28 protein-coding genes are annotated in these 25,715 nt (G+C 29.6%); all 28 read left to right on the top strand.

Going from position 1 to position 25,715, the window contains the following annotated elements:
• The first annotated feature begins 7 nt into the window (after positions 1-7).
• The 28 genes from flgL (at position 8) to Q0V24_RS00895 (ending at position 25,665) form a co-directional block, all read left to right on the top strand.
• The gene (gene flgL, locus Q0V24_RS01030) at positions 8-997 is read left to right on the top strand and encodes a flagellar hook-associated protein FlgL (protein ID WP_297517646.1); all 990 of its coding nucleotides are present in this window, start codon (positions 8-10) and stop codon (positions 995-997) included.
• A gap of 23 nt (positions 998-1,020) precedes the next feature.
• A complete protein-coding gene (gene fliW, locus Q0V24_RS01025; protein WP_297517645.1) occupies positions 1,021-1,482 on the top strand; it encodes a flagellar assembly protein FliW in 462 nt (153 codons plus the stop codon).
• A gap of 1 nt (position 1,483) precedes the next feature.
• On the top strand, positions 1,484-1,696 hold the full coding sequence (gene csrA, locus Q0V24_RS01020; RefSeq protein WP_297517643.1) for a carbon storage regulator CsrA: 213 nt from the start codon (positions 1,484-1,486) through the stop codon (positions 1,694-1,696).
• A 22-nt stretch (positions 1,697-1,718) separates the two neighbouring features.
• Positions 1,719-2,105 carry a flagellar export chaperone FliS gene (fliS, locus tag Q0V24_RS01015; protein WP_297517641.1) on the top strand — a complete coding sequence of 129 codons (387 nt, stop codon included), beginning with the start codon at positions 1,719-1,721 and terminating at the stop codon, positions 2,103-2,105.
• Positions 2,106-2,227: 122 nt separating this feature from the next.
• A complete protein-coding gene (gene fliD / locus Q0V24_RS01010) occupies positions 2,228-3,706 on the top strand; it encodes a flagellar filament capping protein FliD (RefSeq protein ID WP_297517639.1) in 1,479 nt (492 codons plus the stop codon).
• Positions 3,707-3,709: 3 nt separating this feature from the next.
• On the top strand, positions 3,710-4,033 hold the full coding sequence (locus Q0V24_RS01005) for a hypothetical protein (RefSeq protein WP_297517637.1): 324 nt from the start codon (positions 3,710-3,712) through the stop codon (positions 4,031-4,033).
• Positions 4,034-4,187: 154 nt separating this feature from the next.
• Positions 4,188-5,006 (top strand): flagellin, encoded by an 819-nt coding sequence (locus tag Q0V24_RS01000; RefSeq protein WP_297517635.1) that lies wholly within the window; start codon positions 4,188-4,190, stop codon positions 5,004-5,006.
• 106 nt (positions 5,007-5,112) lie between these two features.
• Positions 5,113-6,861 carry a 6-hydroxymethylpterin diphosphokinase MptE-like protein gene (locus Q0V24_RS00995; protein WP_297517633.1) on the top strand — a complete coding sequence of 583 codons (1,749 nt, stop codon included), beginning with the start codon at positions 5,113-5,115 and terminating at the stop codon, positions 6,859-6,861.
• Positions 6,862-6,972: 111 nt separating this feature from the next.
• The gene (locus tag Q0V24_RS00990; protein ID WP_297517632.1) at positions 6,973-8,004 is read left to right on the top strand and encodes an SDR family NAD(P)-dependent oxidoreductase; all 1,032 of its coding nucleotides are present in this window, start codon (positions 6,973-6,975) and stop codon (positions 8,002-8,004) included.
• Between the two features lie 8 nt (positions 8,005-8,012).
• Positions 8,013-8,360: a hypothetical protein gene (locus tag Q0V24_RS00985; protein WP_297517630.1), complete on the top strand. Its 348-nt coding sequence runs from the start codon at positions 8,013-8,015 to the stop codon at positions 8,358-8,360.
• 8 nt (positions 8,361-8,368) lie between these two features.
• Complete coding sequence (locus tag Q0V24_RS00980) at positions 8,369-9,529, top strand: GNAT family N-acetyltransferase (RefSeq protein ID WP_297517628.1); 1,161 nt, start codon at positions 8,369-8,371, stop codon at positions 9,527-9,529.
• Positions 9,530-9,572: 43 nt separating this feature from the next.
• Complete coding sequence (pseG, locus tag Q0V24_RS00975) at positions 9,573-10,532, top strand: UDP-2,4-diacetamido-2,4,6-trideoxy-beta-L-altropyranose hydrolase (protein WP_297517626.1); 960 nt, start codon at positions 9,573-9,575, stop codon at positions 10,530-10,532.
• 49 nt (positions 10,533-10,581) lie between these two features.
• Entirely contained in the window at positions 10,582-11,652 is a 1,071-nt protein-coding gene (pseI, locus tag Q0V24_RS00970; protein ID WP_297517625.1) for a pseudaminic acid synthase, read from the top strand.
• A 1-nt stretch (position 11,653) separates the two neighbouring features.
• Positions 11,654-12,658 carry an SDR family NAD(P)-dependent oxidoreductase gene (locus tag Q0V24_RS00965; protein WP_297517623.1) on the top strand — a complete coding sequence of 335 codons (1,005 nt, stop codon included), beginning with the start codon at positions 11,654-11,656 and terminating at the stop codon, positions 12,656-12,658.
• Between the two features lie 14 nt (positions 12,659-12,672).
• Positions 12,673-13,854, top strand: a complete 1,182-nt coding sequence (pseC, locus tag Q0V24_RS00960) for a UDP-4-amino-4,6-dideoxy-N-acetyl-beta-L-altrosamine transaminase (RefSeq protein ID WP_297517621.1) — start codon at positions 12,673-12,675, stop codon at positions 13,852-13,854.
• A 163-nt stretch (positions 13,855-14,017) separates the two neighbouring features.
• Entirely contained in the window at positions 14,018-15,184 is a 1,167-nt protein-coding gene (gene fliB / locus Q0V24_RS00955; RefSeq protein WP_297517619.1) for a flagellin lysine-N-methylase, read from the top strand.
• Between the two features lie 143 nt (positions 15,185-15,327).
• Positions 15,328-16,182: a flagellin gene (locus Q0V24_RS00950; protein ID WP_297517617.1), complete on the top strand. Its 855-nt coding sequence runs from the start codon at positions 15,328-15,330 to the stop codon at positions 16,180-16,182.
• 435 nt (positions 16,183-16,617) lie between these two features.
• Positions 16,618-17,010 (top strand): flagellar basal body rod protein FlgB, encoded by a 393-nt coding sequence (gene flgB, locus Q0V24_RS00945; RefSeq protein WP_297517615.1) that lies wholly within the window; start codon positions 16,618-16,620, stop codon positions 17,008-17,010.
• Positions 17,011-17,012: 2 nt separating this feature from the next.
• Positions 17,013-17,426 carry a flagellar basal body rod protein FlgC gene (gene flgC / locus Q0V24_RS00940; RefSeq protein ID WP_297517613.1) on the top strand — a complete coding sequence of 138 codons (414 nt, stop codon included), beginning with the start codon at positions 17,013-17,015 and terminating at the stop codon, positions 17,424-17,426.
• A gap of 13 nt (positions 17,427-17,439) precedes the next feature.
• A complete protein-coding gene (gene fliE, locus Q0V24_RS00935) occupies positions 17,440-17,769 on the top strand; it encodes a flagellar hook-basal body complex protein FliE (protein WP_297517611.1) in 330 nt (109 codons plus the stop codon).
• A gap of 22 nt (positions 17,770-17,791) precedes the next feature.
• The gene (gene fliF, locus Q0V24_RS00930) at positions 17,792-19,342 is read left to right on the top strand and encodes a flagellar basal-body MS-ring/collar protein FliF (RefSeq protein WP_297517610.1); all 1,551 of its coding nucleotides are present in this window, start codon (positions 17,792-17,794) and stop codon (positions 19,340-19,342) included.
• 5 nt (positions 19,343-19,347) lie between these two features.
• Positions 19,348-20,364 (top strand): flagellar motor switch protein FliG, encoded by a 1,017-nt coding sequence (fliG, locus tag Q0V24_RS00925; protein WP_297517608.1) that lies wholly within the window; start codon positions 19,348-19,350, stop codon positions 20,362-20,364.
• The gene (locus tag Q0V24_RS00920; RefSeq protein ID WP_297517605.1) at positions 20,348-21,085 is read left to right on the top strand and encodes a FliH/SctL family protein; all 738 of its coding nucleotides are present in this window, start codon (positions 20,348-20,350) and stop codon (positions 21,083-21,085) included. Before fliG ends, Q0V24_RS00920 begins: the two co-directional genes overlap by 17 nt.
• Before the next feature lie 16 nt (positions 21,086-21,101).
• On the top strand, positions 21,102-22,412 hold the full coding sequence (gene fliI, locus Q0V24_RS00915; protein ID WP_297517604.1) for a flagellar protein export ATPase FliI: 1,311 nt from the start codon (positions 21,102-21,104) through the stop codon (positions 22,410-22,412).
• Between the two features lie 5 nt (positions 22,413-22,417).
• A complete protein-coding gene (gene fliJ / locus Q0V24_RS00910; RefSeq protein WP_297517602.1) occupies positions 22,418-22,858 on the top strand; it encodes a flagellar export protein FliJ in 441 nt (146 codons plus the stop codon).
• A 5-nt stretch (positions 22,859-22,863) separates the two neighbouring features.
• The gene (locus Q0V24_RS00905) at positions 22,864-24,480 is read left to right on the top strand and encodes a hypothetical protein (RefSeq protein ID WP_297517600.1); all 1,617 of its coding nucleotides are present in this window, start codon (positions 22,864-22,866) and stop codon (positions 24,478-24,480) included.
• A 9-nt stretch (positions 24,481-24,489) separates the two neighbouring features.
• Positions 24,490-25,248: a flagellar hook capping FlgD N-terminal domain-containing protein gene (locus Q0V24_RS00900; protein WP_297517598.1), complete on the top strand. Its 759-nt coding sequence runs from the start codon at positions 24,490-24,492 to the stop codon at positions 25,246-25,248.
• Positions 25,249-25,263: 15 nt separating this feature from the next.
• The gene (locus Q0V24_RS00895; protein WP_297517596.1) at positions 25,264-25,665 is read left to right on the top strand and encodes a TIGR02530 family flagellar biosynthesis protein; all 402 of its coding nucleotides are present in this window, start codon (positions 25,264-25,266) and stop codon (positions 25,663-25,665) included.
• Positions 25,666-25,715 lie beyond the last annotated feature (50 nt).

The following is a 25,715-nucleotide window of genomic DNA, read 5'->3' as shown; positions in this document are numbered from 1 at the left end:
AAGTTAAATGAGAGTTACAAATAGAATGATGAGTTCTAGTTTTTTAAATGATATGAACAGAAATCTTAATAATATGCAAAAAGTTCAAGGGCAACTTACAACAGGAAAACTTGTAAATAAGCCTTCTGATAACCCTTTTGTAGTTGCTAGAAGTATGCAACTTTATAGTGATATTTCAGCTAATGAGCAGTATAACACTAATATTAAAGATACAACTAACTGGCTAGATGCTACAGATACAGCCCTTGGGCAAGTTACAGATACTCTTCAAAGAGTTAGAGAACTTATGGTTACAGCAGGAAATGCAGCCTATGGGACTGATGAAAAAAATGCTATTAAAGATGAGATAAATCAAAGAATTGAAGAAGTAGGAACAATACTTAACACAAGCTTTGATGGAAAATATATATTTGGTGGGACTAAGGGAACATCAAGACCTGTAACTACTGAAAAAGATGCTGATGGAAATATTAATATATCTTATGCAGGTAAAGATGGTAGTAAAATACCTCTTAATACTAGCAATCATCTAGAACAAGCACAGCTTGATATGATTGGGAAAGATTTATCAGTAGAAATTTCACAAGGAGTTACAATAGAATACAATGTAAATGCTAAAGATGTTTTAGAATTTGAAGATTCAAAGGGCAATAGCCAAAATGTTATGGATCTTTTAAGTAATATTACAAGAAATATTGGTTCAGAAAATGAAGAGGAATCATCAAAAGTTACTGGTGAGAATCTTGAAAATATGACTAGAACAATAGATAACCTTTTAACTCTAAGAGCAGAGGTTGGAGCAAAGCAAAATAGAATGGAATCAGCACAATCTAAAAATGAAGAAGAAAACTTTAACTTAACAGAAGTTTTATCAGGAAATGAAGACATAAACTTTACTGAAAAAAGAATGGAGTCAGCAACAATGCAGACTGTATACATGGCATCACTTCAAACAGCATCAAAGGTAATACAGCAAACACTATTAGATTATATTTAGATAGATAAGTGGGGGAGAAAATTATGAAGTTAGATAGTAATTTAGTTAAAGAAAATAAGTTGATATTAGAAAGTTATCATTATGGAAAAATAGCTTATGATAAAAGTGAACTTATAAAGTTTGAAAAAGGACTTTTAGGTTTTGAAGATTTAAAAAAGTTTATTATAAGAGAAATAGAAGAAAATAAAAGTTTTAGACTTTTACATTCAGTAGAAGATAGTAAAATTGCTTTTGTAGTTATAAACCCATTTGAGTTTAAAGATAGCTATGAAATTGATATAGAAGAAGAGGTAATAGAAAGACTAAACATACAAAATGAAAGTGACGTTATGCTTTTCAATACAGTAACACTTCATAACGACCCATCTAAGATTACAACAAATCTTAGAGCGCCAATCGTTATAAATGTATTGAATAAAAAAGCAGAACAGGTTATCTTAAAGACAGAGGAGTTCAAGATAAAACATTCATTAATGGAGGCGTAATATGTTAGTTTTAACTAGAAGAAAAAATGAGGGAATACTTATTGGGGATGATATTGAAATCACAGTTGTAAAACTTGAGGATGGAAGTGTCAAACTTGCTATAAATGCACCAAGAAATATTTCGATAATAAGAAAAGAGCTTGTAGAAGAAGTTAAATCAGAAAATAAAGAAGCTATAAGTTTAAATTTAGATGTACTAAAAAATTTAAAGTAGGGTTATTTAAAGGGGTAAATAAATGTATCAGCAAAATGCACACAATATTTATAAAAACAACAGTGTTAACTGTGCGTCAAAAGAGCAATTACTATTAATGCTAGTAGATGGAGCAGTTAAATTTGCCAAAAGAGGAAGACTTGGAATAGAAGAAAAAAACATCAAGATGGCACATGAAAGTCTTGTAAGAGTACAAGATATATTCACAGAGTTAATGGTAACTCTTGATCCAGATGCAGGGGCATGGACAACAGAGATATTAGAAATATACAGATTTATAAATAAAACACTTGCAGAGGCTAATATGAAAAAAGATATTAAAAAAGTGGATGAAGCTATAGAACTTATTGTAGAAGTAAGAGATATGTGGCATGAAGCATACAGACTTAGCAAAATACAAGGTAAATAAAATAAACAGGAGTTGCCTGTTTAGCATAATTTAAAAGGGTAATGACTGATATATAATTAAATGCAAAAAAATGAGCCTAGATTTTAAAAAGTCTAGGCTTAAAATTTAAGGGGGATAAATATATGAGATTAGGTGGACTAGCATCAGGACTTGATACAGATTCAATGGTAAAGCAACTTATGATGCCATATCAAATGAAGGCGGACAGGGTTAAGCAAGATAAAATGCTTTTAGAGTATAAACAGAATATTTACAGAGATGTTATGAAAGATATGAAAGGTATGTATACTAAGTATTTTGATATAACATCAACAGCTAATAAAGATACAAACCTTATAATGAGTGGGAATTATGATACTGTTAAATTTTCTAGTAGTGATGAAAGTGTAATTTCAGCTAGAGGACTTGCTGGAGCTAAAACAGGAAATTATGAAGTGTCAGTAGAACAAAAGGCACAAGCAGCTTCACTTAGTATAGATAAAGCAGATTTAACAGGTGATAGTTTTGAACTAGAAGTTGGTGGGCAAAAAGTATCAGTTTCATTAAAAGATACAAATGGAGATTCAAATGCAATAGTAAAAAATATTAATAAGGCAATTGAAGACCATAATAAAGTTGATGGAGCTACTAAAATTGATGTTAATGTAACAAGTTCAGAGCTTGGTGGAAATATAAGAATAGAAGGCAAAAAAACAGGAAAAGAAAATGACTTAGTAATGAAAGCTACTAATTCAACAAATAAAATTATAGAGCAAAAACCAGAAGACAAAGGACAAGATGCTAAAGTTACTATAATGGATGCTTATGGAAATAAAGCTACAAAAGAGTTTGCGAATAATAAGTTTGTTATAGATAATGTGGAGTACTCAGTTAATGGAGTATCTGAAAAAAATACTGATGGGACAGTTAAAACAACAAAACTTTCAGGGAAAGCTGATGCCAGTAAAATAGTAGAAAATGTAACTGGATTTGTAGAAGATTATAATAAGTTAATAGATAAGATGAATGGGCTTATGGGAGAAAAGAGAGATAAAAGCTTTATGCCTCTTACAGAAGAACAGAAGAAAGATATGTCAGAGTCTGAAATTAAACTTTGGGAAGAAAAAACTAAAAAAGGTCTTTTGAGAAATGATGATATTCTTTATGGGGCAGCAAATGAACTTTTAGGACACATAACAAGTGGAAGTGGGTCAGAATTAAATCTTAGAGATATAGGTATAACGCCTAATGCAGATTATAGAACTCAAAAGGGGAAAATAACTCTTGATCCAGAAAAGTTAGCAACTGCATTTGAAAATAATGGAGAAGAAACAAGAAAGCTTTTAACAGGCACATTTAATAAAATAAAAGATACATTGAATGAAACAGCTATAAGCTCTACATCAAAAATTGCCAAAAGAGCAGGGGCAACTGATGGAGTAAGTGCATTTAATAATGAAATAAGTAAAAAGATAGAATTACAACAGAAAGAATATACTAAAGCAATAAGAACTCTTAAAATAAGAGAAGATAGATATTATTCAGAATTTGCAAGATTAGAGGTTTCTATGAATAAAGCTAATGCAATGATGGGACAATTTATGAGTATGGGTGGAATGTAGCAAATGGAAAGACTTTTAAAAGAATATAGACAGCTATCAGTAGAAATACTAGAGGAATTAGATAAAGATGGATTTCCAAGACTTGAGGAACTTTTAGAATTAAAAGAGAATATTCAAAGTGAAGTAATGAAGTTTGATACTGATAAAGTAAAAGAAGTTTTATGCAAATTAGATATTATTGGTTTGGATAAAAAAATTATAGAAAAAATTAGTGTGAAAAAAAATGAAGTTAAATTTAAAATAAGTGAAGTAAAGGCTAGAAAAGCGACTAATAATGCGTATGCTAATGTTGGAAATAGAATGCAATTTGTAAATTCTAAGATATAAAAAAACTTTTTTGAAAAAAATAAAAAAAACTTTCAAAAAAGACTAAAGAAAATATAAAACAACCGATAATATAAGTACAAGAAGGAAACTTCTTAAAATAAAAAAGAAAACTAAGACAAGGATGTCAAGGTTCAAAATCAAGGAGGATTTTATAATGATTATTAATCACAATATGAACGCTATGTCAGCACATAGACAAATGGGTATCAACACAGGTAACCAAGGTAAGTCAATCGAGAAGTTAAGTTCAGGACAAAGAATCAACAGAGCGGGAGATGATGCAGCTGGTCTTGCAATCTCAGAGAAAATGAGAGGACAAATCAGAGGATTAGAGCAAGGTTCAAGCAACGCTCAAGATGGTATCTCAATGATTCAAACAGCTGAGGGAGCTGCAAATGAAAGTCAAGCTATTCTGCAAAGAATGAGAGAATTATCAGTTCAATCAGCAAATGGAACAAATACAGATGATGATAGAGGTCAAATTAATAAAGAGTTTACTCAATTAAAATCAGAAATAGATAGAATTGCATCTCAAACACAATTTAATAAACAAGATTTATTATCAGGTGATAAAACTGTAAACTTCCAAGTTGGTGCCAATGAAGGTCAACAAATAAGTGTTGATTTAAAAGATATGAGTGCTAGTGCATTAGGATTATCAGGGGCTAAAGAAATATCAGTTGATACAGCTACAAATGCACAGGCGGCAATAACAGCTTTAGATTCAGCTATTGAAAATGTTTCAGGATTCAGATCAGATTTAGGGTCAGTTCAAAATAGATTAGAGCATACAATAGCTCAAACAGATAACTCAGCTGAAAACCTACAATCAGCAGAATCAAGAATTAGAGATGTTGATATGGCTAAAGAAATGATGAATTTATCAAAGAATAACGTTCTTGTTCAAGCAGCTCAATCAATGCTTGGTCAAGCGAATCAACAACCAAACCAAGTATTATCATTATTAAGATAATTTATAAATTTTTTATTATAAGAGTAGGGGAAACCTTACTCTTATTTTAGTTTATTTAAAAGAAAACGATAATAAAAAGAATGAAAAGTAGATAGGAGATATGAATATGACTAGTGAATGGATACTTGAAAAATCAAAAGATGGTTTAAATATATTAAAGGTTACCAAAAATAATAAAAATATTTATATTGGTAGTAAGTATAATCAGAAAAGAGAAATCGATAAGTTTTTAATGGAAATAGAATATTTTAATAATGATATTTATATAATTTTTGGTTTGGCAGATGGTGGATATATAAGAGAATTGATAAAGAAAAAGAAAAGTAAAAATAGAATTTTAATTATAGAATACAATGAAGATTTAATGTTGAATTTTTTTAAGGTGGAAAAAGAAATTGATTTTAATGAAATTTTTATAACAAGTGATTTCATTAAAATTAAAAATTTCCTTGAAAGCATAAAAAGTCACTTAGTAGATAATATTAAAATTCATCATTATCTAAATTATAGTAAGGTATATAATAGTGAAGTTAAGGCTACATTTGATTTTATGAAAGAAATTGTAGGAAGAATTATAGTAAATAGGAATACAAGTTTAAGGTTTGGAGAAGAGTGGTTTAAGACACTTTTACAAAATATAAAGAATGGAAAAAATGCTATAGAACTTAATCATTATAAAGAAAAATTTTCTGATGTTCCAGCAATTATAGTTTCGGCGGGTCCCTCACTTTCAAATAATATAGACTATTTAAAAGGCTTTGATAAAGGTTTAATTATATCGGGTGGGAGAACATTAAGGGCATTGCAAGAAAAAGATATAGAGGCAGATTTATTATGTATTATTGATTCAGGTGAAACATCATATGAACTTGTTAAAAATAGAATATCTCAAATAAATATTCCGTTAGTTTTTAATGAAAATACCAATTGTAAAATAGTTGAGGAACATAAAGGACCTAAAGTCATATTTTCGGGTAATAAAATAGTGGATGATATTTGGGGCGTTGAGTTACCAAGACTGGTATCAGGAGGATCTGTTGCTCATAGTATGACATCTTTAGCTATATATTTAGGGTGTAACCCTATTATATTTATCGGTCAAGATTTGGCTTATACAAATGAAAAAAATCATGCTGAAATTGCATACAATGAAAGTGATTTAGAAGGGGAACTGGAAAGAATAAAAAATATTAAAAAATCAGATGCTGTATATACAGAGGATATAAATGGCGAGTTGATAAGAACTAACAAAGTATTTCAAGCTTTCAAACTATCATTTGAAGAGCTAATAGAAAGAAATAGTGAAATAAAGTTTATAAATGCGACAGAGGGTGGAGCTAATATAAAAGGAGCTGAAAATAGAAAATTAGTTGATGTTATTAGTGAGTTTAGGGAGATAGATATTAAAGGGAATATAAAAAGAAAAGTAGATATTAAGCAGGCTAGTAAAGAAATAGGTATAGTGTTAAAAGGTATTTTAAAAAAAATTGATGATTGTAATGAATTGTGCAATGAAAGCATTTTAGAATTAAAAAGAATGAAAATTAAATATATTAAAAAAATAGATATTGAAAAAAATTTAGAAAGACTAGATTTATTAGATTTGAAAATGAAAAAGAATATTAGAGAAATAAGTCTTTTAGATAACTTGACATATGAAGAAATTTATAAGCTAGAAAGAGAAGAGAAATACTTATTGAAAGCAGATGAATCAAAACAAATACAATTTACAAAAATATATGAAAAAAATTTAAAAATCTATTCAATAATAAAAGAAAATTTAGCTTGTGTGAAAACTGAAGTAGAAAAAACATTAATTGATGAAAATACGAATCAGAATATTAATAATAGTTAAAAAAAAATGAATTTTGTAAAGTTTTGGTAGCTCAAAAGGTTTAGTATGGTATAGTTTTATATACAAATTCAAATGAAATTTATAGTGAAAATTAAAAAAAGAGGTAACTTTATGAAAAAATTCTTTAGTGGAAAAGCAATTTTAATAATAGGTGGTACAGGTACTATTGGGAAAGGTCTTATTAAGGAATTAATAAAACAAAATCCTAGTGTTATTAGAATTTTTAGTAGAGATGAATATAAACAATTTGAAATACAGAATCATTCTGATTTTGTTAGTGATTATAAAGATTTTAGATTTTTAATAGGTGATGTTAGGGATTATGAGAGAGTTGAAAGAGCTATGGAAGGTATAGATATAGTATTTAATCTTGCAGCTATGAAACATGTAGGATCTTGTGAGTATAATCCAACAGAAGCTATAAAAACTAATGTTGATGGAATGAATAATGTTATAAAGGCAGCTATAAAACATAATATTGAATGTGTTTTATTTACATCATCAGATAAAGCTATAAATCCTGTTAATACATATGGAGCAACTAAGATGCTTGCAGAAAAATTAGTACAGGCAGCTAATTATAGTAAAGGGAAAATTCAAACTAAATTTATTGCAGTTAGATTTGGAAATGTGATGGGATCAAGAGGTTCAGTAATTCCTTTATTTAAAAAACAGATTTTAGAGCAAAAAAGAATTACAGTAACAGATCCAACTATGAATAGATTTATGATGAGTCTCAGTAATGCAGTAAATCTTATGATGAAAGCTTGTGAAGTTTCAATTGGTGGAGAGTTATTTATTTTGAAAATGCCAGTTGTGAATATAGGTATTATGTCAGAAGTCATAGTTGAAGAGGTAAGTAAAAAGTATGATATAGACAAAAAAATGGTAAAAATAGATTATATTGGTTCAAAAGCTGGAGAAAAGTATCATGAAGAATTGATGACAGTAGATGAATCACACTACGCTAAAGATTTAGGGGATATGATAGCAGTTATGCCTACATCATATAACAATGATTATTATAAAAATTATTATAAAGAATATGATAAGTGTGAGTTTAAAAGTTATTCAGCAGAATTTATTAAAGATATAGAAAAACAAGAAGTGAGAAATTTAATTATTAGTGAAGGGATATTATAGGTGATATTATGAATGAAAAAATAGAAGTTTTAAATACAGCGAATGAGTATTTAGTTAATTTAAAAGGTGGAATAGAGAATTTAGTGTTGCTTATGAATGAAGAAAAAGAGCAACAAGGATGTAGCATCATATCAGAAGTTGCAGAGGGGATTGGATGGATACTAGATGTTGCTAGATTGACTTCAGACATTATTGGTGAAGCTGAAGGTATAGACGAGATGGATAATTTTCTTTCGGAAATAGTTGAAGCTTTAGAAAATGAGGATTATATATTAGTTTCAGACTTATTTAATTATGAAGTTTTACCTGTTTTAGAAAATTTGCATGAAGTTATTAAAACAAAAGTTTTAAACTAGGAGAGTTTATGAGTAATGTTGTATGTATAATTCAAGCTAGAGTTGGATCAACAAGGCTACCTAATAAGATTATGAAATGTATAAAAGGGAAAACAGTTTTAGAACATGTAATAGATAGAGTATCAAAAGCTAAATCAATAAATCGGATAGTTATTGCAACAACGAATAAAAACCATGATGATGTAATTAGTAATCTACTCAGTGAAAAAGGAGTAGATTATTATAGAGGAAGTGAGGAAAATGTACTTGAAAGGTATTATTTAGCAGCTAGAAAATTTAATGCAGATATAATTATCAGAGTGACAAGTGACTGTCCTCTTATAGATTATAGAGTAATAGACAAAATGGTAGAAATATATAAGGAAAATGAATTTGATTATTATAGCAATACAATAAAAAGAAGTTTTCCACGAGGACTGGATGTTGAAGTATTTAGTTTTAAAGCTTTAAAAGTAGCATATAAAAAAGCAAATTTAAGTTTTGAGAAGGAACATGTAACACCATATATTTGGAAAAGAAAAAATATGTTTAAGATAGGAGATTATTTATCAGATAGTGATAATAGCAATATAAGAATTACATTGGATACTATTGAGGACTTTGAGGTGATAAAAGATATTTATAGTAAATTTTATAAATTAAATGATATAAATATCGAAGAAGTAATTGAATATCTGAAGGAATTAGGCGAGAATGTAGGTAATTATGAGATAGAACAAAAGAAAGTTCAAGAAAAAATATTATTAAGGTGCGTTGAGGAGAGAAATATAGATTTACTTTTAGAGGTGAGAAATGATTCAGAGGTGAGAAAAAATTCATTTAACAGTGAGGTTATATCTAAGGAAAGTCATAAACAATGGTTTGAGGATAGAGATTTACAGAATAATAAGTATTATATTTTAACTGATGGAGTTTATGTGATAGGAAGCATTTATTTAATAAAAGATGATAATGGTTACAATATAAATTACGCAATTCATAGAGACTTTAGAGGGATGGGGTATGGTAAATTAATTATTACTTTAGCTGAAAAAGAGTTGGGAAGTGAAAAGATAATTGCAAAAGTAAAAAAAGAAAATTATATATCAAATAAGATTTTTATAGAACTGGGATACACTAAATTTAGTGAAAAAGGTTGTAATATATATATTAAAGAAATAGAGGTATGAGGTTTTGATTTTATATCTTTATTTCTATAGAAAAGGCTATTTTATGAAAGTATTTGTTTTGGCTAATGGTGGGACTAAGATTGGGATGGGACATATAATGAGAACTTTAGTTTTAGGTAAAGAACTTAAAAATGAAATACCAGTTATATATGTAATAACAAATAAAGAAGAGTTTAAACCAGCAATTAAAAAGGTCATAGATGAAAAGTTTAATTATATATATGAAGAAGATATTTTAAATGAAATATCAAAAGAAGATATTCTAATTATTGATAGATATGATTTAACAGAAAATGATTTAGTTTTTTATAAGTCTAAAGTTAAGTTACTTATGGTTTTTGATGATAATAATTTACTACCTTATTATGATGTAGATATAATTCTAAATCAAAATTTACATGGAGTTAATTTGAATTATAAGGCTAATAGTAATACAAAAATTCTAGTAGGTGGAGAGTATTCACTTTTAAGAGATGAATTTTTAGATAACAAACCAATAGAAATTAAAAAAGATATAAATAATATAATATTAACTGTTGGTGGAAGTGATAATTTAAACTTCACTCATAGAATATTAAAAGAAATTAAACACTTTAGTAGTACAATTAATGTAGTTATTGGTCCAGCTTTTAATGATAAAGAAATTTTAATGGGTGACTTTAAAGATTATCAAAATATAATATTTCATGAAAATGCTAATATGACAGAACTTATGAAAAAATCAGATTTAGCAATATCAGCTTGTGGGTCTACTATATATGAACTTTCATTTTTAGGAGTTCCTTCAATTGGAATAGTTATAGTAGATAATCAAGAAAAGCTTGGGCAGTATATATCAGAGAATAATATAGCTATTATTTCAAAAATTGAGGACATAAATAAAAATATTAAATCTATGAATTATGAGCTTAGAAAAAATTTAAGTGAGAATATGAAGAAATCAATTGACGGACAAGGAAAATATAGAGTTGCAAATGAAATTCTAAAGTCTATTAAGGAATAAAGAGTATTTTCGATAATTCAATTAGAGATAGTATGAAATGGGGGACAATATGAGTAATTTATTTGAAATTGATGGAGTTAAAATAGGTGGAAATGAAAAATGTTTTATCATAGCAGAGATGTCAGCGAATCATATGCAAAATTTTGATAGGGCAGTTGAAATTATAAAAAAAGCAAAGTGGGCAGGTGCTGATGCTATTAAGTTACAGACTTACACACCAGATACAATTACACTTGATTGTGATAATGAGTATTTTCAAATTAAGCAAGGAACTATATGGGATGGAACTACGTTACATAAGCTATATCAAACAGCATATACACCTTGGGAGTGGCAAGGAAAGCTAAAAGAAATAGCAGAGGAAGAAGGATTAGTATTTTTCTCATCACCTTTTGATTTTACATCAGTAGATTTCTTAGAAAGTATAGATATTCCTGCTTATAAGGTAGCATCATTTGAAATTACTGATATACCATTCATAGAATATATAGCAGCAAAAGGAAAGCCAGTTATTATGTCTGCAGGAATAGCTAGACTTGGAGATATTCAAGATGCTATAGACGCTTGCTATAGAATGGGGAATAGAGAAATTGCTATTCTAAAATGCACTTCAGCATATCCAGCACCAGTTGATGAGATTAACTTAAAAACAATGGTGAATATGAAAGAAACATTTAATTTAATAACAGGTTTGTCAGATCACACAATGGGAACTACAGTTTCAATTGCTTCAGTAGCAATGGGAGCAAAAATAGTTGAAAAGCATCTTACTTTGAGACGAGAAGATGGTGGTGCTGATAGTCAGTTTTCGATGGAACCAGAAGAGTTTAAAGAAATGGTTGATGCTATAAGAATGACTGAGAGGGCAATGGGAAAAGTAACTTATGATTTAAGTGAAAAGCAGAAAAATTCACGAGAACATTCAAGAAGTTTATTTGTTGTAAAAGATATAAAAGCAGGTGAAGTTTTTACAAATGAAAATGTAAAAAGTATAAGACCTGGCTTTGGAATAGCAACAAAATATATAAATGATATTTTAGGAAAAAAATCTACAAGGAATATAGAAAAAGGAACTCCAGTAAAATGGAATTTAGTAGATATAACTGAGGAGGATAAATAACATGAAAAATGTTTTAGTTACAGGTGGAGCCGGATTTATAGGGAGATGGCTTGTTAAAAATCTTTTAGAGGATGGTTACAAAGTTTTAGCTTTTGATAATTTATCTAATGGAAGCTTAGAGAATATAGAAGAGTTTAAAAATAATGAGAACTTTAACTTTGTAGAGGGAGATATTCAAAATGAAGTTTTACTAGATAAAGTTTTTGAAGAAAAGTTTGATATAGTATATCACCTTGCAGCATCTATAAATGTTCAAGATTCAATAGATGATCCAAAGACTACTTTCTATAATGATACAGTTGGAACTTTTAATATACTAGAAAGAGCTAAGTGGCAAATGTTTGGAAAGGATTCTCATATGGATGGAGAAGAGTGGCTTATAAAAGATGAAGTAAAAACCTATCCTTGTAAAGTGGTATTTATGAGTACATGTATGGTATTTGATAAGTGTGATAACCCAGATGGAATAAATGAATTACACCCAACAAAGCCAGTTTCGCCATATGGGGCAAGTAAAATAGGAGCAGAAAATTTAGTTGTTTCATATTACTTATCATATAAACTTCCAACAGTTGTTATAAGACCATTTAACACTTATGGTCCACATCAAAAAACTGGTGGAGAAGGTGGAGTTGTTGCAATATTTATAAACTCAGCTTTAAAGAATAATGATATTAATATCTATGGAACAGGGGAACAAACAAGAGATTTATTATATGTAAAAGACTGTGCTAAATTCATAAAAATGTCAGGATTAAATAGCAAAATAGATGGAGAGATAGTAAATGCAGGGACAGGTAGAGATGTGAATATAAATGAACTTGCAGATATTATTAGTAAAAATAGAGTTAGAGTTAATCATGTAAAACACATACATCCTCAGGCAGAGATAATGAAACTTTTATGTGATTCAAGAAAAGCAACAGAAATACTTGGTTGGGAACCAAACTATACTCTTGAAGAGGGAATTAAGGAAACAGAAATTTGGATACAATCAAATATGTAAAGTAGGTGAGTTAAATGAGTGATTTAGCTATAAATGGAGGGATTCCGGTAAGGGACACATATTTAGACTATGGGAAACAAAGCATAAGTGGTTGTGATATAGAGGAAGTTATAAAGGTATTAAAAAGTGGATATCTTACAACAGGACCTATGGTAGCAAAGTTTGAAAATGAAGTTGCAAAGTATGTAGGTTGCAAATATGCAGTCGCAGTTACAAATGGGACTGCAGCACTTCATATAGCAATGCTTGCATCAAATATAAAAGAAGGTGATGAAGTTTTAGTAACGCCTATGACTTTTGCAGCATCAGTAAATTGTATTTTATATTGTGGTGGAACTCCAGTTTTTATTGATATAGAAAAAGATACAGGAAATATTGATGTAAGTAAAATAGAAGAAAAGATAACAAGTAAAACAAAAGCTATAATAGCAGTAGATTTTGCGGGGCATGCAGTTGATATAGATTCAATAATGAAGATTGCAAAAAAGCATAATCTTATAGTAGTTGAAGATGCAGCTCATGCACTTGGTAGTGAATATAATGGAATAAAAGTTGGTAATAAAGCAGATATGACTACATTTTCGTTTCATCCAGTAAAGCCTATAACTACAGGTGAAGGTGGTATGGTAGTTACCAATTCTGAAGAGTTATATAAAAAACTATCATTGTATAGAACTCATGGAATAACTAGAGATAGTGGTATATTAGAAAATCAAGAAGAGGAAGCTTTTTACTATGAGCAACAATCTTTAGGTTATAATTATAGAATTCCAGATATAAATTGTGCACTTGGAATTAGTCAATTAACAAAAATAGATTACTTTATAAAAAAGAGAAGAAGTATAGTTGAAAAGTATAACGAGCTTTTAAAAGAATTTGATTGTATAGAAACACCTATTGAAAAAGATTATTCAAAATCAGGTTATCATATATATGTAATTAAATTAAAACTTGATAAGATTAAAAAATCAAGAAATCAGATATTTAAAGAACTGAGAGCAGAAAATATAGGTGTTAATGTTCATTATATACCAGTTTATTATCATCCTTATTATAAAGATTTAGGATATAAAAAAGGTTTGTGTGAAAATACAGAAGAGTTTTATGAAAAAATAATAACACTTCCGTTATATCCAAAAATGAAAAAGAAAGATATAGAAGATGTTATAACAGCATTAAGAAAAATTTTAAAATAAGAAAATATAGATTCTTTTCACAAACAATAGTGGAAAGAATCTTTTGTTTGAAAAAATATCTGTTAAAAAGTATTGAAAGTTACAAAGTTTTAATCTGTATGTGTTATAGTTTTAAGAGTTAATAAAGTTATATTAAGAAGTAACTATTTGGAGGAAAAGAAATTTGAAACAAGAAACAATACAGTATAGAGGATATAATGATTTTAAGTGTACAGCAGATAAGTGCAGACACACTTGTTGTATGGGATGGCAGATAAATATAGATGATAAGACTTATAAGAAGTATGAGGATTCTACATATTTAAAGAAGGATATGAGTTTGAATTTTATTAAGGGTAGAAATGAAGAAGAGGGCGATATTATTTCTATGAAGCTTACTAAGGATGGTTTTTGTACTTTTTTACAGAAGGATTTTCTGTGCGAGCTTCATTCTAAGTGTGGTGAGGATTTTTTATGTGATACATGTAGAATTTACCCAAGGGGAATTAATGTTGTTGGAAAGGTTATAGAGAAGCATTTATATTCTTCTTGTCCTGCTATGGTTGAGGGCTTTTTATTAAATAATGATAAGCTTACTTTTGAGATGTTAGAGAATGATTATGATAAGGAAGAGATTGATAAGACTATTGAGTTTGAGTCAGAGATTGAGGAACAATTATTTAAAGAGATAAGAGGGTTTACAATAGAAGCACTTCAAAGTGACTATATAAGTTTTGAGGAAAAGTTTATAGTGATAGGTCTTGCTTATAGTAATTTTGATCCACTTATGACTAATAGAGAGTTTGAAGAGGTTAGAAGACTTATAGCTATTTATACAGAGATGATAGAGGATTCTAGTATAATACCACAGATGGAAGCTACAAGTATGCATAATGAGATAAAAACAGTAGTTTTAGATGAAATTTCAAAGTTTAATTTAGAGGGCAAGTTAGAAGAAATCTTAGTAAACTTATTAAATGTTTTAGATGAGAGTGCTAATGGAATAGATGGTAAGTTTAAAGAGAAGTATGATTTGTATGAAAAGAATAATAGTGTTTATATTCAGAACTATTTAGTAAATGCAGTTTACTCTTCAGGAACTCCATTTACAAGTTATGAGGTTATGGATAGTTATACTTTATTAGTAATTAAGTATATGATATTTAAAACTTATATGAAAGCTGTTAAGGAAGATATAATTACAGATGAAAATTTTGTGGATATAGTAGCTCTTAGTAGTAGATCATTTGACCATAATAAAATGGGTGTGGATGTTCTTATATCAGAACTACAAATTTTATCTAAGATTAGTGGAGATGTAGTTGGTGTTTTAGTTAATTTGATAAGATAATTATTTATATGAGAGAGTTGAATGTTCAGCTCTCTTTTTTTTGATGCATTTTTTAGGAGAAATTAAAGATAAGGTAGATAAGTGACGATATAGATATTAGGAAAATACGAAATTAAAATTTGATATATATATGGAGGTTAATTATGAGATTACATAATAATATGATGTCACTTAATGTTTTTAAGAACTACCAAAATAATTTAGTTGATAATGCAGCAGCACTTAAAAGGGTATCTTCAGGAAGTAAGATTATGAGTGCAAAGGATAACCCAGGGAAGCTTGGGCAAAGTGAAAACTTTAAATTACAGCTTAGAGGACTTCAGGCAGCTAAGAAGAATGTTCAGGATGGAGTTTCTATGATGCAGACTGCTGATGGAGGTTTATCTGGTATGTCAGAATCTCTTATAAGAATGAGGGAGCTTACAGTTAAGGCTGGAAATGATACTTTAAGTTTAGATGATAAGAAAGTTATTCAAAATGAAATAGAACAGTTAAAAGAGGGTATTAATGACCTTGCAACTAATACAGAGTTTAATGGAGTTAAACTTTTAGGTGATGAGGGTGTTACAAATAATGAGAATCCATCATCACATTCAATGGCAGCAGGTATTAATTCTGGTGATGATATATTTATTCCAAGTTTTAATTTAAATTGTAGTGTGCTTACTGATAAAAATGGAAATAAGTTATCTGATGTTGATGTGGTGAATGAAGATACTGATAAGGCATTAGAAACTATTGATGTAGCAATGCAAACAGTTAGTGATATTAGAAGTAAGTATGGTGCACTTGAGAATAGATTTGAAAATCTTGGTGCTATGCATGAGAGTAATAGTTTGATGCTTGAGAGAGCAGATTCTAATATAACAAGTGCTGATGTGGCAAAAGAGATGATAGAATTCTCAAGAACTAATATTTTAATAGAGGCTAGTAATTATATGATGGCACAGACTAATGAACTTCCAAATGAAGCTTTAAGAGCTATAGAAAGAATATAAAATTAGATTGTAATTTAATTTATACAAATCTTTAGCGAAATTAGGGAAATTATGTGTGAACAAAGTGTAATTTTTGTAAAAAAATGTATTATTGAAAAGTTTATTAAATTAAAAATTCTGATAAAATTCGTAAGAAATTTGTCGGAATTTTTTTTATATCTTTAAAAAAGTATATACAAATAAATTAATGGTAAAAAAAGTTAAATAGTAGCTTGAAGAGAATTAAACAAATGGTAAAAAATAAGCCTAATAATTAATAAATGATTAATAAATTGAGAATAAATTTAGAGTATAGACAAAAAAGTATACAAATTTTTAAACGTCTATGTATAGAAAACTATACCTTTTAAGGGTATAATAGCAATAAGAAAATATTAATGGAATTATGTCTATAAAAAGGGAAAAAACTACAAAATACACATATGGGGTGAGAAAATGTCTGTATATATGGATTCAGGTTCTTATACGTACGAATTAATTAAACAAGGGCTAGATACAGCTAATATGAGAACAAAGGCGATAGCTAATAATATTACTAATGCAAATACTAAAGACTATAAAAAATATAATATTAGTTTTGAAGATACATTAACTGATGTAAGCTCTGAACTTCGTAGGAATGGAAGAGTAGAACTTAGTAAAAAAGAAATTGGAAGTATAGAAATGAAGAAAGATACAACAACATCAATGAGCGCTAATGGTAATAATGTTGACCTTGAGGTAGAAAAAACAAATCAGGCAGCAAATACGCTTTTATATAATGCTTTAATAGGAAAAGCTAATTCAAAGCTTTCAACTAAGAAGTACATAATAAGTGGAGGTAGATAGGTATGACAAATGGTATGTTTGCAGCAATGCGAATTAGTGCTAGTGGACTTGCAGCAGAGAAGCTTCGAATGGATGTTATAGCATCTAATGTGGCGAATCATACAGTTACTAGGGGTGAAGATGGGAAACCTTATGTTAGAAAAATAGCTGTCTTCCAAGAAAATTTAGATAATGCTATGGGAATGAATGGTGTTAAGGCAGTTGGAGTTATAAATGATGATTCAGATCTTAAACTTAAGTATGACCCAGGTCATCCAGATGCAGACCCCAAAACAGGGTACGTAGCAATGCCAAATGTTAATGTTTTAAATGAAATGGCAGATGTTATAGCAGCTTCAAGGAGTTATGAGGCAAATGTTGATACAATGAATGCTTCAAAATCAATGTTTATGAAAGCATTAGAAATTGGGAAATAGGGGATAGAGTAATATGGAAGTAAATAATATTTTAGCAAATCAATATAATAAAGTTTCAGATATAAATAATAACTTGTTTTTACAACAAACAAATGAAGTAGAAGAACAAGATGGAAGTGGAGCAATTAGTTTTTCACAGGCTTTAAAAGAACAATTAGATGTTGTAAATAATAAACAGATAGAGGCAGATATTGCTACACAAAAAATGATTCAAGGTGAGGACATAGCTATACATGATGTTATGCTTGCGGGAGAAGAGGCAAAGGTTTCATTACAACTTGCTATGCAGGTTAGAAACAAATTAGTTGAAGCATTCCAAGAGATAAACAGAACTCAAATTTAGCTTTGGTAAGGGGTAAGAGATAATGGAAAAGGTTAAAGGATTCCTTAATAGTATTCTAGAGAAGTTTAAGGCAATGGGAAGAGTAGCTAGGATTTCCATTATAGTTGCTTTAATTTCTATAATAATAGGTATTATTTTAGCAGTTGCATATTCAGTGAATAGTAAATATCAAGTTTTATTTACAGGTCTTGAAGGTAAAGATGCAAAGATGGTAACAGAAAAACTTAAGGAATTAAAAGTAGACTTAAAGGTAAAAGATGATACTATACTTGTTCCAAAAAAAGAAGTGGATAGTTTAAGGTTAGAACTTGCTCCAAGCCTAAGTGGAGGAAGTATAGGTTATGAATTAATGGATGAGGGTAGTTCTTTTGGTATAACATCAGAAGAGTTTGCACTTAAAAAGCTTAGAATGACTCAAGGTGAAATAGAGAAAACAATTAAAAGTTTTCCTCAGATAGAAAATGCTAGAGTCCATATAACACTTCCAAAAGAAACCGTTTTTGTGGATGAAACAGAAGATGGAAAAGCGGCTGCTTATATAGAACTTAAATATGGTGAGAGTTTAGAACCATCACAAGTTAAGTCAATAGTAGCACTTATATCATCATCAGTATCTAATATTCCAAAAGAGAATATAGAAGTAGTTGACCAGAATATGAAGCTTCTATCAGAGGGGATATTTAGTGAAGAGGGTGAGGGGACAATAGCATCAGGCGAGGCTATTTCAAATCAAAGAAAACTTGAGGCTGATTATGAAAAAGAACTTGAGAGTAGTGTTTATGATTTATTAAATCCTGTTATTGGTTCAAGTAAAATAAAAACACAAATAAGTGTTGAGTTAGATTTTGATTCAAAGCAAAAAACAGAGGTTACAGTAGACCCTAATAAGGTTATAAAAAACCAAACTACTATAAAAGAGTCAAATGGTTCAGGGGCAATAAGTACAGGGCCAGTTGATGATAATATGAGTAATAATATAGAAGATACTGATGGGACTGGTTCTAATAGAGAAGAGCAAAGTACAGAGTATGAAATTGGTAAAACAGAAGTTAAAAATATAAGTGCTCCAGGGGAAGTTAAAAGAGTAACAGCATCAGTAGTTATTGATGGAAAACTTGATAAAAACACTATTGAGGCAATAAAAGAATTAGTTGGAACTGCTATTGGTTATAAGCAAGGTAGAGGAGATCAGATTTCTGTGCTTAGTATGACTTTTGACCAAGAGGAAAAAGAAGCTGCAAAAGAGCAACTTGATCTTATGGCAGGACAAGCTAAAACAGAAAAGATTACAAAAGCAATTGTGATAGGAGTAATTCTTGTTATAGCAATAATCTTATTAGCATTCTTAGTTAGTAGAGTAAAAAGAAAGAAAGATGAAAATGAAGAGGAAGAAGATTCAAGAAGACTTAATGTTGTTATAGATGATGATTCTATGAAGAACTTTGATCCAATTGATTTTGATATAAAAGATGAGAAAACTCATGTAGAGAGTGAAATTAAAAACTATGCAAACAAAAAGCCAGAACAAGTAGCAGATGTTATTAAGTCATGGCTAAATGAAGAGGAGAGGTGATAGCTTTGGCTAAGGAAAGTAAAAAGTTAACAGGCATACAAAAGGCTGCAATTTTATTTATAACACTCGGACCAGATGCCTCAGCTAAAATCATAAAAAAGTTACCAGAACATGAGATTCAAAAAATAACATATGAAATTGCGAATATAAATTCTGTAAGTTCAGCTCAAAGAGAAGTAATTATGGGTGAGTTTTTACAGATGAATCAGGCTAGAGATTATGTTAAGGAGGGTGGGGTAGACTATGCAAGAACAGTCTTATCTCAAGCTCTTGGAAATCAAAAAGCAAATGAAATTATTTCTACTATAACAGAAATAACTCAAAAAAATAGACCATTTGGAATTGCAAGAAAAGTAGATGCAGGACAGATACTTAATGTGATTTCAGGAGAGCATCCGCAGACAATAGCATTAATACTTTGTTATTTGCAGCAAGATAAAGCAGCACAAATACTTGCAGAACTTCCAGAGAGTTTGCAAAGTGATGTAGCATATAGAATTGCAACAATGAGAAATACATCACCAGATGTTATTAAAGAAATTGAAAAAGTATTAGAGAGTAAATTATCATCAGTTGTAAGTACAGAAGTCACAGAAATTGGTGGAATTGAAACTCTTGTAGGAATGCTTAACCAAGTTGATAGAACAACAGAAAAGAATATTACAGAGTCACTAGAGATTGAAGATTCAGAACTTGCTGACAAGGTTAAAAGTAGCATGTTTGTATTTGAAGATATTATTAGTATTGATGATGTTTATATTCAAAGAATTCTTAGAGAGGTTGATGTTAAAGAACTTGCACTTGCACTTAAAGGCTCATCAGGTGAGGTTGCAGAAACTATATTTAAGAATCAATCCAAAAGAGCTGCTGCGTCGCTTAAAGAAGATATGGAATTCCTTGGACCGGTTAGACTTATGGATGTTGAGAAAGCACAACAAGGTATTGTTTCAATTATAAGAAGACTTGAAGAGGCAAACGAAATTATATTAGCAAGAGGTGGAGAAGATGCAATCATCTTATAGTGTTATAAAAAGTCCAGCGGTTGAGGTTAAGGAAAACATAGATATAAAGACATCATATACTAATGGGTATAAACCTCAGAATATAGCTATGGATACAGATGAAGATGTTGTAAGAGCAAAAGAAAGTCTTGAATCAATGAGAAAATTAATTCTAGGTAGTGTTAATAGGGAAAAAGAAGAAATAGTAAAAACTGCTTATGAAAAAGCAGAGGCTATAGAGAAAGAAACTTATCAAAAAGCTTATAAGGAAGGTCTTGCTAATGGCAGGGAAGATGGATATAAGGAAGCTTACGAAGAAAATATAAAAATTGCAGAACAACTTATAAAAGATGCTAAAGAAATATTAGATAATACGAATATTGAATATGAAAAATATCTTGAAGCAAAGAAAGCAGAAGTTATAGATTTTGCATATCAGGTTACAGAGCATATTTTAGAGAAAGAACTTAAAAAGGAAGATGGTATAAATGATTTTGTAGCAAAAATTTTTATAAGTTCTAAGAGTAGTAAAAGTTTTGCTATAAGGTGTAACCCAGAGCAGATAGAGTCTGTTAAGGAGAGAATTAATAAAGAAAAATTAGCACTTGGAATTAGCACAGAAGTATTTTTTGGAGCAGATGAAAATATTACAATGGGAAATGCATCTATTCAACTAGGAAATGGAAGTGTAGAGGTTGGAATAGACAATGCACTTGAGAGTATAAAAAAAGAAGTATTTTAGCTTGATAGGAGGAAGTATGTTAGATATTGATTTTTCTTTAATGAGTAAGAAGATAAAAGAAACAACAGCATATAGTTATGAGGGAAAAGTCACTAAACTTATAGGACTTACTATCGAGGTAGAGGGCATAAGGGCTGCTATGGGAGAACTTTGCACAATTTTCACTGATAATGGTAATGAAATAAAAGCTGAGGTTGTTGGTTTTAGGGAGAAGGAACTTTTATTAATGCCCATAGGTGAACTTCAAGGAATAGCCCCAGGTTGTAAGGTTGTACCAGAGGGAAAGCCGCTTAGTGTAAGATGCAGTGATGAACTTCTTGGGAAAATACTTGATGGAGTTGGAGAACCTTTTGATGGTAAGGGAATTGAAAATGGAGATTATTATCCATTAGATAGACTTCCACCAGATCCAATGAAAAGAAAAAGAATAAAAGATATTCTTCCAACAGGTGTTAGAGCTATTGATGGCTTTTTAACTTGTGGAGAGGGTCAAAGGATTGGAATATTTGCGGGAAGTGGAGTTGGTAAAAGTACAACTCTTGGGATGATTGCAAGAGAAGCAAAAGCAGATGTAAATGTAATTGCACTTATAGGAGAGAGAGGTAGAGAGGTTCTAGAATTTATAGAAAAAGATTTAGGACCAGAGGGTATGAAAAAATCGGTTGTAGTATGTGTTACATCAGATAAATCTCCACTTCAAAGACTTAAAGGTGCACTAACTGCCACAGCGATTGCAGAATATTTTAGAGATAAAGATAAGAAGGTAATTCTTATGATGGACTCAGTTACAAGATTTGCAATGGCTCAAAGAGAGATAGGACTTGCTATTGGTGAGCCACCAGCTACAAAGGGGTATACACCTTCAGTTTTTGCAATGCTTCCAAAGCTTATGGAGAGGGCAGGAACTTCAGAAAAAGGTTCGATAACTGCTTTTTATACAGTTTTAGTTGATGGAGATGATTTTAATGAGCCTATAGCTGATACTGTTAGAGGTATCCTTGATGGACATATAGTTTTATCAAGAAGTTTAGCTCAAAAAAACCACTATCCAGCTATTGATGTTTTAAATTCAGTTTCAAGACTTATGCCAAGTATTGCAACAAATAAACATAAAGATATAGCTTCAAATCTTAGAGATATGCTTGCTACATATAAGGAATCGGAAGATTTGATAAATATAGGTGCTTATGCAAGAGGAGCTAATAGAAAACTTGATAAAGCAGTTGATTTAAATCAACATATTATAACTTTCTTAAGACAAAAGATAGATGAAAAAGCAGAATTTGATAACACAATGAATTCATTAGATGTATTAGGTAGGAGATAATTTAAATGGAAGCAGGATTTAAATTTAAACTAGAAAAAATTCTTGATATGAGATTAAAGAAAGAAGAAGAAAGTGCAATTGTTTTTAAAAATGCACAAAGAGCAAAGCAAGTAGTAAAAGATAAACTTGATTCATTAGAAGGTGATTTTAATAAGCATAATAAACTTTCAAGTTCAGATACTGTTGTTTACCAAAAGATAAAAAGAATCTATATGCAAAATGTTAGTAAAGCGATTGAGATTACTAAAAAAGAGTTAGAGCAAAAACATAAGGTTGTAGAAGAAAAAAGAGTTGATGTTCTAAATAAGCAGATAGAGAGAAAGACTGTAGAAAAACTTAAAGAGAAGCAGTACAAAAATTTTATTGAGGAAAGAAACAGGTTAGAGAATGTTGCAAATGATGAGTTTGCATTATTTGCACATTTTAGAAATCTTGAAAGGAGGTGAGAAATATGAGACTTAATACGGTTAATGTTATAAAAGTAGACTTTTCAAAAAATAATAAAGCCAGTGATAAAAAATATGATGGGGCTGTAGATGAAACATCATTTGAAGATATGTTAGCTAAAAGAAATGCATCAAAAAATGATAGAGAAATTAAAGATTCAAAAGGTAGCAAAGATAATTTTGATAAAAAGGTAAGTTCAAAAAATCTTAAAAAAGAAAATAATATAGAAAGTGAAGAGATAATACAGGAAACTGATGAATTAACAGTTGATTCTATAATGGATATCCTTGGGATAGATAATGTCATAGGAATTCCAGAGTATGAAACAATAGAAAATGCTAATAATCAGTTAGAAGATGTAGATATGGTATCTCTTTTAAGCATGTTGTTTTTAGTGAGTAATAACGAAAGTATTGCTGTTCCAGATTTACAGAATAATAAAGAAATAATAGATTCAGTAAAAGAAACAATGAATCAATTTTTTTTAGGAAATAAACTTCCAAATAATTCTTTAGAAGGAATAGATTTGAATTTGGATGAACTAAATGATGTAAAAGGTTTCTTAGAAAATATATTAGGCAAAATGAATTTAACTAATATAAAGGAATCTTTTAAAAATGAAATATCTAAAAATAGTGAATTTAAAGAAGAGATAATCAAAGTTTTAAATACTATGAATTTAAGTAGTCAGGATATAAAGGAAAGTTTAGAAAATATAAATCCTAAAAATCCTGAATTTAAAGAAGAGATAATCGAAGTTTTAAATAAAATGGATTTAAGTAGTAAAGATATAAAAGAAAGTCTGAAAAGTATAAATCCTAAAGATAATGAGTTTAAAGAGATGATAATTAAAGCTTTAAATGAAAAAGGATTAAGTAATGAGGACATAAAAGAATTTAATATTAGTTTAAAAGGCTTAGAAGTTTCTAAAGCTACAAAAAAGCCAGAAGTATTAGCTAAAGTAATTTCAAATGAAGAAGGGAATACAGTTTTAGATATAAAAACAAAGGTAGATAGTAGCAAACAAAGCAATGGAAATTTGCAGGATTCGAATACTAAAGAAAGTCAACTTGGAAAACAAGAATCAAGTAAAGAAGATGATTTTTTATCAAAACTTTTAGCAGGTGATAAATCAAACTTTGATATGAACTTGCAAAGAGTGAAAGATTTATCTAGTGTTCAAAAAACTGATTCAAAACTTACTATAAATAAAGAAAGTATAAATGCCGATATTAAAAATACTATGGTGCATATGACAAAAGTTAATATGAAAGAGCTTATTGTAAAAGTTAACCCAGGTAATCTTGGAGAAATATCTATAAAACTTATTGCAGAGGCTGACAGTATGAAGGCAGTTATAAAAGTAAGTTCAAGAGAAACTTATGCACTTATAAGTGGACAAGATATAAAGCAATATCTTGGAAATGAAAGCATAAAGATTTCAAATGTTGAAATAGAACTTTATAAAGATGATACAACATTCTTTAATGAATCAAACGAGTTTATGGGTAGGGATGAGTCAAAAAGAAATTACAATGGGTCATCAAAAAATGAGTTTATGGAGTTTGAGGATGAGGTAGAGGAAGAAATTAGTCTATCATCACTTGATATCATAATTTAGGGGGATAAGATGGATTTTAGTAGAGCAATAGCAAAAAATAATGCAAATTATAATACTACTGATAGAGGAACACCAATAGTTAAGCCTGGTGAGGATATGGATAAGGATGCTTTTCTTACTATATTATCAGCGCAGCTTAGAAATCAAGACCCTATGGCAGGGGATCAAGATTCTACTCAGTATGTTACACAAATGGCACAGTTTTCAACAATGGAGCAAATGCAAAATTTAAATAAAACTATGACAGATTATTCAGAGCAAAACTTAGTTGGAAAAGGGGTAACAGTAGATGTCCTAGATTCAAATGGAAAGCCTTACACAGGGATAGTTAAGTCTGTAAATACAGAGGGAAGTTCAACTAGCATATCTATGGAAGTTAGTGAGAATGGAAAAAATGTATACAAAGAGTTTCCAGTAGAATCAATAGTTTCAATTTTAGAAGTTCCAAACTTCTCGCTGCCAGCTATAAATAATGTTAATGGTAATACATCATTTTTACTTGCAAGTTCATTTATTGGAAAAGAGGTAAAACTTAGTGAGAAAAATAGTAGTGATGAAAATTATGTGGGTAGTGTTATAGGTGCTTTTAAGGATAATGGGGTAATAAAAGTAAATGTAAAACTTGAAGATAGTGAGGAAGTAATTGCAGTAACTATTGATAAAGTAGTGAGTGTTGGGGATGTAAATACAGAAGCAAACACAGAAACTAAGCCAGAAGAAGACAAAGATGAAACGACAGAAATAAAGCCAGACGAAAATCAAGAATAAGTATAGGTGAGATAGTTGAATTATAGAATTATTAATGGAAGGCCATATGGAGCATACAATATTGATAATTTAAATTCAGATAATTTAAGTCAAAATAAAATTCAGATTAATAAAGAGGAAAGTAGTTTTTCTGAAATATTAAATGGCAAGCTTACTGACAACAATGGTTATAGCTTTAAAGTTTCAAAGCATGCAAGTGAAAGGCTTAGAGAGCTTGGGTTTACAGATAGAGATTATAAAAATATAGAAAATGCTATGGAAAAAGCTAAGAAAAAAGGGTCGAAAAATACAGTTATTGTTTATAGAGATTCTGCGATTGTTGCAAGTATAGAAAATAATATAATAATAACAGCAGTTCACAAGAATAGGGCAGATGATAATGTATTTACAAATATAGATAGTGCAGTAATTTTATAAGCTGGACCAATATGGAGGCTTAAAACTTTATGGAATGATTGAAATAAAGT

Origin of the sequence: uncultured Clostridium sp., from assembly GCF_947039605.1 — a bacterium.
In the GTDB taxonomy this organism is placed as follows: domain Bacteria; phylum Bacillota; class Clostridia; order Clostridiales; family Clostridiaceae; genus Sarcina.
This window is presented reverse-complemented; position numbering and strand designations above follow the sequence as displayed.